Here is a 12402-nt window from a genome sequence, read left to right as displayed (position 1 = left end):
GCAGGTCAGCGGAGAGGGGGTGCCCACGGGCACGGCAAGCAGCCGGGCACGGGGTCCGGGGGGCCATTGTACGTGAGGTGGGCTGGAACGCCCGGTTACAGCGAGGCCAGCAGTTCCTCGAAGGCCCGGCTCGAGGCCTCCACGTGATCGGTCAGGCGGTGGCCGTCGTCCACCATCAGCAGGCGGGCCGAGCGGGCCTGGGCCCAGGCGATCACCTCGGCCGGCGGGATCAGCTCGTCGTGCCAGGCATGCACCACGCTGGTCGGCACGCGGGCGGCATCCAGCGCCGGCATCGGCCCCATCCGGGTCGGCGGCACCATCAGGAACAGGCCCTGGACCGGCACCTGCAGCGAGGCGATGGCCGAGATGTACGAGCCCAGGCTGGAACCGGCCAGCACCACCGGGCCCTGCGCGGCACGGGCGGTGGCCAGGGTGACCAGGCGCTGCAGGCGGGCACGAACATCGCCCAGGCTGCTGACCTCGCGCTGGGCGTCCAGGTCGGTGTAATCCGGGCGCTCGTGGGTCCAGCCCAGGCGCTCGGCCACCTCGGCCAGGGCGGTCACTTTGATGGCGTCCGGGCCGCTTTCAAAGCCATGGGAGAGGATGCAGTGGCCGCGGCTCATGCGCATACCGCGCGGGAATCGATAGGAGCGTTCATGCCCGAATGCTAGCATCGCCGCATGCCCGACCGCGCCCCGCCCGCCATCGATGCACAGCCCCTGCCCTACCAGGACAGGCTGCTGCCCCGCACGCACGACGAGATCGATCTGGTGGTCATCCACTGCACCGAACTGCCGGACCTGGCGATGGCACGCGAGTACGGCGAGCGCGTACTGTATGACAGCGGCACCGGCAACAGTGGCCATTACTACATCGACCGCGATGGGCGCATCGTGCAGTACGTGTCATTGGACCGCGTCGCGCATCAGGTCAGTGGCTATAACCCGCGCTCGATCGGCATCGAACTGGTCAACACCGGGCGCTACCCACACTGGTGGGATTCCCGCCACCAGGCGATGGACGAGCCCTACCCGGATGCGCAGATCGCGGCGCTGATCGACCTGCTGCAACACCTGTGCGGGAGGCTGCCCGCGTTGGCACATATCGCCGGGCATGAGTGGCTGGATACGCGCGAGGAAGTGGCCAGCGATGATCCGGAGCGGCGGGTGCCGCGCAAGCGCGATCCCGGTCCGATGTTCCCGTGGCCACGCGTGCTGGCGGCGGTGCCGTTGCAGGAACTGCGTGGGTGATGATCAGCCGGTTGCGACAGGACGCGAAGCGTCGCTGACCCAGCCGCTCCACGAATCCGCATAGATCCGCGCCCCTTCCAGCCCGGCGGCTTCCATCGCCAGCAGCAGATGGCACGCGGTCACCCCCGAGCCGCACATCAGCACGACCTCGTCCGGTGCGTGCGTGCCGATCAGCGGCTGCAGCGCGGCGCGCAGATCCTCCGCAGGGCGCAACCGTCCCTCATGCACGTTCAACGCGAACGGCCGATTCACCGCGCCAGGCACGTGGCCGGCGACCGGATCCAAGGGTTCCACTTCGCCCCGGAAACGCTCGCCCGCCCGCGCATCGATCAGCCAGCCCGGCGCGTGCTTGAGACGCGCCTGTACCTCCTCGACGGAGGCGATCTGACTGCGGTCGAACTGCCCCGGGTACGGCGGCAATGCCGTCACCTGCGGCAGCGCTGCGGTGACCGGCAGACCGGCGGCCTGCCACGCCGCAAATCCGCCATCGAGAACGCGTACCTGTGCATGCCCGATCAGCCGCAGCAGCCACCACAGCCGCGCGGCCGCCATGCTGCCGTCGCCGGCGTCGTGGATCACGACATCGGTCTGCGGCCCGATGCCCCACGCACCCAGGCGCGCGGCGAACGCATCGCTGTCCGGCAGCGGATGACGGCCATGCCCAGTGCTGCCAAGATCGGACAGATCCCGGTTGAGATCGGCGTACAGCGCACCGGGCAGATGGCCCTGCGCATACAACGCCGCACCGGACTGCGGATCGGCCAACGAGAAGCGCGCATCCACCACCCGTAGCGTGGGGACGGCACTGGCCGTCGCACGTGCATCCATGAGGCGCGTCGCGCCGTCGTCCAACGCCTGTGCGAGGGTGGTGACATCGATCAACGGCGTGGTCATGCGGTCTGCTCCAGGCGGCGACGCAGGTTGTAGAGAATGGCGGCGGTCGCACCCCAGATCCGCTGCCCGGGCCAGCCGTATTCGAGCACGTGGCGGATGCGACCGCGGTGGTCGATCTCGACGTGGTGCAGGTTGGCCGGATCCATCAGGTAGGACAACGGCACTTCGAACACTTCCGCGACCTCGCCCGGCTCGGGCACGGCCACGAAGGCGGGATCGATCACGGCCACCACCGGCATGACCCGATAACCGGTAATCGTCACGAACGGATCCAGATACCCCAATACCTGCACCTGGTCCGGTTTGAGAGCGATTTCCTCATCGCTCTCGCGGATCGCGGCCGCGACGGCATCGCGGTCCTCCGGCTCCATGCGGCCACCGGGAAAACCGACCTGCCCACCGTGATGGCGCAACGTGTCGGTGCGCCGGGTCAGCAGCACCTGGGCGCCGCCCTCGCGCGGAATGATGCCGGCCAGCACGGCCGCTTCAACCGGCGGACCGGGCGGTAACAGATCGATCAGTTCGCTGCGGTTCCAGCCATCACCGGGCGGCGGCTGGTCCAGCGGATGCAGCGCGCGCAGCAGGCGCTCGTGTTCGGCCAGCGAGCCGCGCAGCGATTGCCGCAGTTGTTCGCGCAGGGGCAGCGTGTGCTGCATGACGTGATGTTGTTCGGGTCGGCTCATGGTTCGCCAGCGGGTGATTTCATCCACGGTGCGCAGGCAACCCGTGCAGACACCGGCGCGGTCCAGCGCGCAGATTCCGATGCAGGGAGTGGGCACGGCATGCGGGGAGTGTTCCATCGATTGCACCGGTCAACAGTACCGCGATTGCACGGAAACAAAAAACGCGCCGGTGTTTCCACCGGCGCGTTCTTGATGTTGCAGAAATTACTTGACGCTGACGAGCTTGATTTCGAACTGCACCGCGACGTTCGGCGGGAACGGCGTGCGCGGATCGGCACCATAGGCCTGATCCGGCGGCAGCGTCACTTCCCACTTGGAGCCCGCCGGCATCTGCAGCAGGGCTTCACGCATGGCCTTCATTTCGACTTCGCTGACCTTGATGCCCGGGATCTGCTGGGCCGGACGTGCTTCAGCCGGACGGGTGCCGAACGGGTACGGACCCGCCACTTCCAGCTGCACGGTGCTGGCCTGGGTCGGCTTGGCGCCCTTGCCGGCTTCGATCACGCGGTACTGCACGCCGCTCGGAAGCGACTGCACGCCGGCCTTGGCCTTGTTGGCGGCCAGGAACTGGGTGCTCTTGGTCTTGTTTTCGGCGGCAGCCTTGTCGTACTCAGCCTTGGCGGCCTGCGCACGACCCTGCTCACGCTTCTGGAAGGCTTCGACGGCGGGCTTCAACTGCTCGGCCGTGATCGACGGCTGCTTCTTGGCGTAGGCATCCTGCAGGCCCTTCACCACCGAGTTGATGTCCAGCTGCTCGCCGCGTGCGGTGAGTTCAGCCAGGTTGTTACCGTAGTCGTAACCGAAGTAATAGCTCAGCTTGCCCTTTTCGGACGAGGTGTCCTGGGCGAAGGCATTGCCCGTCAGGGCCAGGGCCGCGACGGCGACCGCGATAGAACGCAACTTCATCAAACTTTTCTCCAGGGGTGGTAACTCAGGACGCGTTGGGCCGCCCTGAGGCGACGGGTTAGGATAGCCGCCGCAACGTTGAACCGCCACTAACGACGCAGGCTCTGACCTGACTTCGTTTCAAGAGTTCAACAATCACTTTTTTTTAACGTTTTCAGGAGTCCTGCCGTGGCCGACGCCCTTATCTCGATTATGGACGATGCAGCCGTGCGCACCGTGACGGTCAACCGCCCGGACAAACTCAACGCCCTCAACCGGGCGACCCTGGAAGCCCTTGATACCGCGTTCTCCGCAGCAGCCGCCGACCCGGCCGTGCGGGTGGTTGTGCTGACCGGCGCAGGCCCCAGAGCCTTCGTGGCCGGGGCGGACATCGCCGAAATGAACGGCCTCAGCGCGGTTCAGGGTCGTGATTTCTCGTTGCTGGGCCAGCGCTTGATGCGCCGCATCGAGCGCATGCCCAAGCCGGTGATCGGCAAGATCAACGGTTTTGCGCTGGGCGGCGGGCTGGAGCTGGCCATGGCCTGCCACCTGCGGGTGGCCTCCGAGACCGCCAAGGTGGGGCAACCGGAGATCAATCTGGGCCTGATGCCCGGCTTCGGTGGCAGCCAGCGGCTGCTGCGCCTGTGCGGCCGCGCCGCCGCGCTGGAGCTGTGCCTGCTGGGCACCCCGATCACTGCCGCGCGTGCCGCGCAGTTGGGCATCGTCACTGAGGTGGTCCCGGCTGCGGAGCTGGATGCCCGCGTCCAGGCACTGGCGTCGCAATTGGCCTCGGCCGCGCCTCTCGCGCTGCGCGGCATCCTCGATGCGATCCATATCGGCGGCGAGTGTCCGCTCGGCGAGGGGCTGGAGTACGAGAGCGTGCAGTTCGGCCTGTTGTTTGCCACCGAGGACATGCGCGAAGGCACCAGCGCGTTCCTGGCGCGCCGGCCGCCGGTGTTCCAGAACCGCTGAGCCATGTCGCCTTCCGATACCGCTTCGCCGGCACAGTTGCTGGCACTCGTCCTCGACGATCAATGGGAAGCTGCGCTGGCGGCCGGGTTGATGGACTACGTGCCGCAGCCGGGCGATGAAGCGCTGCGTCCCGATCATCCCGATCTTCCACAGCGGCTGCAGCACGCACAGCAGCAATTGCAACGCGCCTGGGCCGCACGCGAGCGCTACCGCCAGCGCCAGCAACGCCTCGCGCGCCGCGCCGCCGAGCGCGATGCACGCCGCGCACCGCCCCCCACACCCGAGATCCAGAAACCCGCCCTGCCCTCGGCCGCTGCCGCGATCCTCGCGCGCGCCAAGGCCAAGGCCAAGGCCGCGGGCCGTACATCCTGATGGCCACGATGAAGAAAACCGCCGCACGCACCGCGCGCATGCCCAAGGCCGACGTGATCGAAATGTTCACGCGCCTGCGCGAACTCAACCCGCACCCCAGGACCGAACTGGAGTACAGCTCGCCGTTCGAGCTGCTGGTGGCGGTCACGTTGTCGGCGCAGGCCACGGATGTCGGCGTCAACAAGGCCACGCGCAAACTGTTCCCGGTCGCCAATACCCCGCAGGCGATCCTTGGGCTCGGTGAAGACGGCTTGAAGAAGTACATCGCCACCATCGGCCTGTACAACGCGAAAGCGAAGAACGTGATTGCGGCCTGCGCGATGCTGGTGGAACAGCACGGCGGCGAGGTGCCGCGTGATCGTGCGGCACTCGAGGCGCTGCCCGGTGTCGGCCGCAAGACTGCCAATGTCGTGCTCAACACGGCCTTCGGCGAGCCGGTGATGGCGGTGGACACGCACATCTTCCGCGTCTCCAACCGCACCGGTCTGGCGCCGGGCAAGGATGTGCGTGCGGTGGAGGATCTGCTGATCAAGGTGATCCCGGCCGAGTTCCTGCTCGACGCGCATCACTGGCTGATCCTGCATGGCCGTTACGTGTGCAAGGCACGCAAGCCGGACTGCCCGCAATGCGTCATCCGCGACCTGTGCCGTTTCAAGGAAAAGACCGCCGCCTGAACGGGGGCCGCGACTGCCATATGGACGCAACCCGGCGGTCATCTGCGCCGGGCATCAATAGCAGCCCCTGACGCCGCTTGGGATACGGGCGATGACGGTTTGTCCGAAACTGTCACATTTACGCAATCTTCACTAATTAGCCTGCGCAGCATCTTCCCACCTGCCTGCAAGGCTCCTTCCATGAAACTGCATCGCCAACTTCTTACTGCGGCCGTGGCGGCTGCGCTGTTCGTTCCGGCCGCTCACGCTGAAGTGGCCATCGATGTGATCGGCGGTTCGGAAATCACGTTCGAAGGCCTGGTCCAGGCTGACGGCAACTGGTTCGACAACGACGTGGCCGACCTCAACGGCGGTGACGCCGGCAACGGCAAGAACAGCGAATTCGAGCTGCGCCGCGCCGAGTTGGTGCTCAAGGGCAAGGGCCCGGGCAATGTGGAATGGGTGGTGGGCTACGACGCCAAGGCCGACAAGTTCCTGGACACCAACCTGAAGTACAAGCTGGCCGGCAACGCCAACCACTTCGTGCAGTTCGGCCAGTTCAAGCAGCCCAACAGCCTGGAAGAACTGTCCAGCACCAAGAACAACGACTTCATCTCCAAGGCTACGGTCACCAACACCTACGCCGTGGCCCGCCGCCTCGGTGGTGCGTACAGCATCGGTGACAACAACTGGTCCGTGACCGCCAGCGCCTTCGGCCGCGAGCTGACCCGCAACCTCGCCCACGGCAGCGGCTACGGCGCCCGTGGCACCTGGGCCCCGATCAATGAGAAGGGCCAGGTACTGCACTTCGGCCTGAGCTACGTCGACTACGACACCGACGCCGACACCCTGCGCGTGCGTGCCCGTCCGAATGCGGATCTGGCCACCGTGCGCCTTGTCGACAGCGGCAACCTGGTCGATACCGACCGCGTCAGCACGATCGGTGCCGAAGCGATGTACATCGGCGGCCCGTTCAAGGCCCAGGCCGAGTACTACACCAGCAAGGCCAAGCGTTACTCGCATGACAACTACAGCAGCGACGGTTACTACGTCAGCGGCCTGTGGAACATCACCGGCGAAACCTGGGGCTACAAGGGCGGCACCCCGACCACCGGCCTGCCGGACGAGCCGGGCCGCGGCATGTGGCAGCTGGGTGCGCGTTACGACCACATGGACCTCAACGACGGCAACCTGTCGGCGAACCCGGTGGCCGGTCGCCCGCCGATCGTCGATGGCGTGCTGGGCGGCAAGATGGACATCTGGACCGTGGGCGTGAACTACTACTGGCGCTCCAACACCAAGTTCGCGCTGAACTACGTGATGGTGAACAGCAAGAAGTACAGCTCCACCGCCCGTACCTTCGTCAACGACGACCCGAACATCCTCGAAGCGCGCCTGCAGTTCTTCTGGTAAGCCCTGCAACACGCGTGTGACACAAAGGCGCAGCTTCGGCTGCGCCTTTTTTCGTGCCCGCGCGCCGGTATGCTGTGCGCCCTTTGCCCCATGGATGGAACCCGATGCGTATCGCACTCTCGCTGTTGCTGGCCGTCGCGTGCAGTGCCGCTGCCCTGCCCGCCCAGGCGCAGGACTGCCATGACGCCCAGGCGGCGGCGCAGGAGGCGTACACGGTCCGAGCGCCCGACGTGCTGCCCGACCGCGCCGGCTACACCCGCGACACCGCCGCCAGCGTCTGCCGTCGATGGCCGGCACGCCCCGAGCTGACCCTGGTGGCCACGCCGGTCTGGCGCGACGACGGCGACAACGACGCCCGCGATGGCGACTTGGAGGTGCTGGTGATCGATACCGACACCCTCGCAACGCGCGCATGGACGGTGTTGTCCGGCGCACTCGACAGCGATGCGATCTTCTTCGACGGCATGCACCTGGATACCGCGCGCTACCAGCTTGCGCCGGACACCCTCGCCTTCGGCCTGCGTCTGCAGCGGCGCAATGGCTCCGGGCCCAATCCGTTCAGCGAAGAACAGTTGCATCTGCTGGCGGTGCAGGCAGGCACGCTGCGCACGCTCGGCCCACCGATGGTGCTGCGTCGTTTCCAGGCCGAGTGGGATACCCGCTGCGCGGGTGAATCCACCGACGTAACGCGCACCGTCGCCGTTGGATCCAAGGGCAGACACGGCTTGGCCGACCTCATCCTGCGCGAACGCCGGGTCACCACGCACAGCTGGATGGACGGCGACACCTGCCGCGACCAGGACACGCCGGTGGACGGCGAGCGCCGTGTGCTGCGCTTCGACGGCCGCCGCTACGCGGTCCCGGAGGCGCTGCAGCCGCTGTGACACCGTGCCTAGAAAGCGTGTCACGAGGTGGTCATATGACAGTCGCTGCGCTGTCATCGAACCGTTATGGAATGAGCACCGGGCGGGACACCCCGCACCTTCATCCATCCCAGGAGCCACCCCGTGATCCACGCCTTCAAGTCGCGCGCCGCCGTTGCCGTCCTCGCCGCGTCGTCCGTGTTCGCCGCCAATGCCGCCGATGTGACCGGCGCGGGCGCCTCGTTCATCTACCCGGTCATGTCCAAGTGGTCGGCCGACTACAGCACCGCGACCGGCAAGAAGGTCAACTACCAGTCCATCGGTTCCGGTGGTGGTATCGCCCAGATCAAGGCCGCGACCGTTGATTTCGGCTCCTCCGATGCCCCGCTGAAGCCGGAAGAACTGGCTGCGGCCGGTCTGGCGCAGTTCCCGTCGGTCATCGGCGGCGTGGTCCCGGTGATCAACGTGGCCGGCATCGCCCCGGGCGCGCTGAAGCTCGATGGCCCGACCCTGGGCAACATCTTCCTCGGCAAGATCAAGACCTGGAACGACCCGGCGATCGCCGCGCTGAACCCGGGCGTGAAGCTGCCGGACGGCAAGATCACCGTCGTGCACCGCTCGGACGGTTCGGGCACCACCTTCAACTTCGTCAACTACCTCTCCAAGGTCAACCCGGAGTGGAAGACCAAGGTCGGTGAAGGCACCTCGGTCCAGTGGCCGGTCGGCATCGGCGGCAAGGGCAACGAAGGCGTTGCCGCCTACGTGAAGCAGATCAAGGGCGGCATCGGCTACGTCGAACTGTCCTACGCGCTGCAGAACAAGATGTCCTACGCTGCGATGAAGAACGCTTCGGGCAAGATCGTGCTGCCGAGCGATACCTCCTTCGCCGCCGCTGCCGCCAGCGCCGACTGGGCCAGCTCGAAGGACTTCTACCTGGTCATGACCAACGCCCCGGGCGCCGATGCGTGGCCGATCACCGCCACCAACTTCATTCTGGTCCGCAAGCAGCCCAAGAACGTCGCCAACGCCAAGGCCACCCAGGAGTTCTTCCGCTGGATCTACAAGAGCGGCGATGCCCAGGCCAAGCAGCTCGATTACGTTCCGCTGCCGGACACCCTGGTCAAGCAGATCGAGACCTACTGGTCGCAGAACCTGAAGTACTGATCCACCGCACAACGAGGCAATGGCGCCGGAGGGACCTCTCTCCCCCTTCGGCGCCATCGGGCGCGGACCGCAAGGTTCCGCGCCTTTTTGTTGCCTGCCGCAGAATGCCCGGCCCTTGTGCCGCAAGGCTTTGCGTGCGCTCGGTCACGGCGTCATCAAGCTGTAACAAAAACATCATTTCATAGTCGCGTCGCCGGAAAGCCCGGCCCTTATCCCGCTATGGAGTGACGCATGAAACTGCACACGGCCAGCATCGCCGCCCTTTCCCTGGCCATCGCGCTGGGTCTTTCCGCCTGCAAGCCGGGCGCTGAAGGCCAGGCCGCCGCGCCGGCCACCGACGCGCCTGCCGCTGCCCCGGCCGCTGGCGACCGCCTGACCGCCGAGATTTCCGGCGCCGGTGCGTCCTTCATCTTCCCGCTGGTGTCCAAGTGGTCGGCCGACTACAACACCGCCACCGGCGCCAAGATCAACTACCAGTCGATCGGTTCGGGTGGCGGCATCGCCCAGATCAAGGCCGGCACCGTTGACTTCGGTTCCTCAGACAAGCCGCTGAGCAGCGAAGAGCTGGCCCAGGCCGGCCTCGGCCAGTTCCCGTCGGCGATCGGCGGCGTGGTGCCGGTGGTCAACATCGACGGCCTGGAAGCCGGCAAGCTGCGCCTGAGCGGCGCGCTGCTGGCCGATATCTTCCTGGGCAAGGTCAAGACCTGGAACGACCCGGCCATCGTCGCCGCCAACCCGGGCGTCACACTTCCGGACGGCAAGATCACCCTGGTCCACCGTTCGGACGGCTCGGGCACCACCTTCAACTTCTCCAACTACCTGTCCAAGGTCAGCCCGGACTGGAAGAGCAAGGTCGGCGAAGGCACCTCGGTGCAGTGGCCGGACGGCGTGGGTGGCAAGGGCAATGAAGGCGTGGCGTCGTACGTGAAGCAGATCAAGGGCTCGATCGGCTACGTCGAATTGGCTTACGCGCTGCAGAACGGCATGCCGTACGCCTCGATGCAGAACGCCGCCGGCAACTGGGTGCAGCCGAGCGCGGAAACCTTCGCCGCTGCAGCCGCCAGCGCCGACTGGGCCAGCGCCAAGGACTTCAACCTGGTCATCACCAATGCCCCGGGCGACCAGGCATGGCCGATCACCGCCACCAACTTCATGCTGATGCACAAGCAGCCCAAGGATGCGCAGCGCAGCAAGGACACCCTGGCGTTCTTCAAGTGGGCCTTCGAGAAGGGCCAGACCCAGGCCAACGAACTGCACTACGTGCCGCTGCCGGCCGAGCTGGTCACCCAGATCGAAGCCTACTGGACCAGCGAGTTCAAGTAAGCCAGACAGCGGGCCTGTGCACAGCGCAGGCCCGCTGTCCTCGCCGCACCACCCTGCCGAACCACCACTCGGGCCCCCGCCTCAGCCATGAATGCCATCGCCCAGCCTGTTCCCGCACCGTCCCTCCGCGACCTGCGTGATGCCCGCAACGACAAACTGTTCCGCTGGGTCCTGATCGCCACCGTCATCCTGGTGCTGGTCGCCCTGGCCTGCGCCGCGCTCTCGATGCTGTGGGGCGGCCGCCATGCCCTGCAGGAGCAGGGCCTGAGCTTCTTCTACTCCTCCGAATGGAATCCGGTGGAGAACAAGTTCGGTGCACTCGCACCGATCTACGGCACCCTGGTCACCGCCCTGATCGCGATGGTCATCGCGGTGCCGGTGAGCTTCGGTATCGCCTTCTTCCTGACCGAGGTCGCCCCGCGCTGGCTGCGTGGCCCGGTCGGTACCGCCATCGAACTGCTGGCCGGTATCCCCTCGATCATCTACGGCATGTGGGGCCTGTTCGTCCTGGTGCCGGTGATGACCGAGTACGTCACCCCGTTCCTCAACGATCACCTGGGCACGCTGCCCATCATCGGCCCGCTGTTCCAGGGTCCGCCGCTGGGCATCGGCGTGCTCACCGCCGGCTTCGTGCTGGCGATCATGGTGATCCCCTTCATCTCCTCGGTGATGCGCGAAGTGTTCCTGACCGTGCCGACCCGCCTGAAGGAATCGGCGTATGCGCTGGGTTCCACCAAGTGGGAAGTGAGCTGGGACATCGTGCTGCCCTACACCCGCTCGGCGGTGATCGGCGGCATCTTCCTCGGCCTCGGCCGCGCCCTGGGTGAAACCATGGCGGTGGCCTTCGTGATCGGCAACAGCGTGCGCCTGTCCCCGTCGCTGCTTGAACCGGGCACCACCATTGCCGCCCTGATCGCCAACGACTTCGGCGAAGCCACCGAAACCTACCGCTCGGCGCTGCTGCTGCTCGGCTTCGTGCTGTTCCTGGTGACCTTCGTGGTGTTGGCGATCGCCCGCCTGATGCTGATGCGCCTGGCCCGCAAGGAGGGCAACTGATGTCCACCGCCAACGCCCAACCGCTGTACCTGCGCCGCCGCATCGTCAACGTGGTCGCGCTGCTGATGTCCTGCCTGACCGCACTGTTCGGCCTGTTCTTCCTCGGCTGGATCCTGTGGACGCTGGCCTCCAAGGGCCTGGCCGGCATCAATCTGGATCTGTTCACCAAGATGACCCCGCCGCCGATGCAGGACGGTGGCCTGGCCAATGCCTTCTTCGGCAGCGCGGTGATGTGTGGCCTGGCCATCGCCATCGGGACGCCGCTCGGCGTGCTGGCCGGCACCTGGCTGGCCGAGTACGGCAACTTCCGCAAGACCGGCACGGTAGTCCGCTTCGTCAACGACATCCTGCTCTCGGCGCCGTCGATCGTACTGGGCCTGTTCGTCTACACCCTGTATGTGATGCAGACCGGTGGCCAGTTCTCGGCCTTCGCCGGTGCGCTCTCGCTGGCCTTCATCGTGCTGCCGGTGGTGGTGCGTACCACCGATGAAATGCTGCGCCTGGTGCCTTCGCAGATGCGTGAAGCGGCCCTGTCGCTGGGCATCCCGCAGTGGAAAGTGACGGTGCAGGTGCTGTACCGCAGCGCCGCCGCCGGCATCGTGACCGGCATCCTGCTGGCGCTGGCCCGCATCTCCGGTGAAACCGCCCCGCTGCTGTTCACCGCCTTCGGCAACCAGTACTGGAACAGCAACGTGTTCCAGCCGATGGCGTCGGTGCCGGTGGTGATGAACCAGTTCGCCGGCAGCCCGTACGAATCCTGGCAGGTGCTGGCCTGGGCCGGCGCGCTGGTGCTGACCGTGTTCGTGCTGCTGGTCAGCCTTTCCGCGCGCGGCATCCTGCTGCGCAACCGTATCTCCCATGACTGACCTTTCCA

The 12402-nt window shown here is 66.5% G+C and carries 14 protein-coding genes; 10 read left to right on the top strand and 4 right to left on the bottom strand.

Annotated features, from left to right (window positions below):
* Positions 1–95: 95 nt before the first annotated feature.
* Positions 96–623, bottom strand: coding sequence for a hypothetical protein (locus ACWV8V_RS02700; RefSeq protein ID WP_070471803.1), 528 nt, complete (start codon positions 621–623; stop codon positions 96–98).
* A 57-nt stretch (positions 624–680) separates the two neighbouring features.
* On the opposite strand from ACWV8V_RS02700, the gene ACWV8V_RS02695 reads away from it, so the two are divergent.
* Positions 681–1250 carry an N-acetylmuramoyl-L-alanine amidase gene (locus ACWV8V_RS02695; protein WP_455898881.1) on the top strand — a complete coding sequence of 190 codons (570 nt, stop codon included), beginning with the start codon at positions 681–683 and terminating at the stop codon, positions 1248–1250.
* Between the two features lie 3 nt (positions 1251–1253).
* Here ACWV8V_RS02695 and ACWV8V_RS02690 read toward each other — a convergent pair whose 3' ends face one another.
* From ACWV8V_RS02690 to ACWV8V_RS02680, 3 genes are all read right to left on the bottom strand, one after another.
* The gene (locus ACWV8V_RS02690) at positions 1254–2144 is read right to left on the bottom strand and encodes a sulfurtransferase (RefSeq protein WP_455898880.1); all 891 of its coding nucleotides are present in this window, start codon (positions 2142–2144) and stop codon (positions 1254–1256) included.
* Positions 2141–2944, bottom strand: a complete 804-nt coding sequence (locus ACWV8V_RS02685) for a CoA pyrophosphatase (protein ID WP_455898879.1) — start codon at positions 2942–2944, stop codon at positions 2141–2143. The genes ACWV8V_RS02690 and ACWV8V_RS02685 overlap by 4 nt, the downstream gene beginning before the upstream one ends.
* An 87-nt stretch (positions 2945–3031) precedes the next feature.
* Positions 3032–3733, bottom strand: coding sequence for an FKBP-type peptidyl-prolyl cis-trans isomerase N-terminal domain-containing protein (locus ACWV8V_RS02680; RefSeq protein WP_019185884.1), 702 nt, complete (start codon positions 3731–3733; stop codon positions 3032–3034).
* Positions 3734–3925: 192 nt separating this feature from the next.
* Between ACWV8V_RS02680 and ACWV8V_RS02675 the strand changes: the two genes are divergently transcribed.
* From ACWV8V_RS02675 to pstA, 9 genes are all read left to right on the top strand, one after another.
* Positions 3926–4684: an enoyl-CoA hydratase/isomerase family protein gene (locus tag ACWV8V_RS02675; RefSeq protein ID WP_455899597.1), complete on the top strand. Its 759-nt coding sequence runs from the start codon at positions 3926–3928 to the stop codon at positions 4682–4684.
* A gap of 3 nt (positions 4685–4687) precedes the next feature.
* A complete protein-coding gene (locus ACWV8V_RS02670) occupies positions 4688–5056 on the top strand; it encodes a hypothetical protein (RefSeq protein ID WP_455898878.1) in 369 nt (122 codons plus the stop codon).
* Complete coding sequence (gene nth / locus ACWV8V_RS02665) at positions 5056–5730, top strand: endonuclease III (protein WP_455898877.1); 675 nt, start codon at positions 5056–5058, stop codon at positions 5728–5730. Before ACWV8V_RS02670 ends, nth begins: the two co-directional genes overlap by 1 nt.
* A 180-nt stretch (positions 5731–5910) precedes the next feature.
* A complete protein-coding gene (locus tag ACWV8V_RS02660; RefSeq protein WP_259260180.1) occupies positions 5911–7122 on the top strand; it encodes an OprO/OprP family phosphate-selective porin in 1212 nt (403 codons plus the stop codon).
* Between the two features lie 104 nt (positions 7123–7226).
* Positions 7227–8006, top strand: a complete 780-nt coding sequence (locus ACWV8V_RS02655; RefSeq protein ID WP_455898876.1) for a PA3715 family protein — start codon at positions 7227–7229, stop codon at positions 8004–8006.
* A 123-nt stretch (positions 8007–8129) separates the two neighbouring features.
* Positions 8130–9149: a phosphate ABC transporter substrate-binding protein PstS gene (pstS, locus tag ACWV8V_RS02650; protein WP_046272026.1), complete on the top strand. Its 1020-nt coding sequence runs from the start codon at positions 8130–8132 to the stop codon at positions 9147–9149.
* A gap of 231 nt (positions 9150–9380) precedes the next feature.
* Positions 9381–10472, top strand: a complete 1092-nt coding sequence (pstS, locus tag ACWV8V_RS02645; RefSeq protein ID WP_259260177.1) for a phosphate ABC transporter substrate-binding protein PstS — start codon at positions 9381–9383, stop codon at positions 10470–10472.
* A gap of 87 nt (positions 10473–10559) precedes the next feature.
* Positions 10560–11528, top strand: a complete 969-nt coding sequence (gene pstC / locus ACWV8V_RS02640; RefSeq protein ID WP_121041561.1) for a phosphate ABC transporter permease subunit PstC — start codon at positions 10560–10562, stop codon at positions 11526–11528.
* Entirely contained in the window at positions 11528–12394 is an 867-nt protein-coding gene (gene pstA / locus ACWV8V_RS02635) for a phosphate ABC transporter permease PstA (RefSeq protein WP_121041559.1), read from the top strand. Before pstC ends, pstA begins: the two co-directional genes overlap by 1 nt.
* Positions 12395–12402 lie beyond the last annotated feature (8 nt).

Source organism: Stenotrophomonas sp. Ker107b, assembly GCF_053847245.1.
Note: the sequence above shows the minus strand (reverse complement) of the source record. Positions and strands in the feature narration are given on the sequence as shown.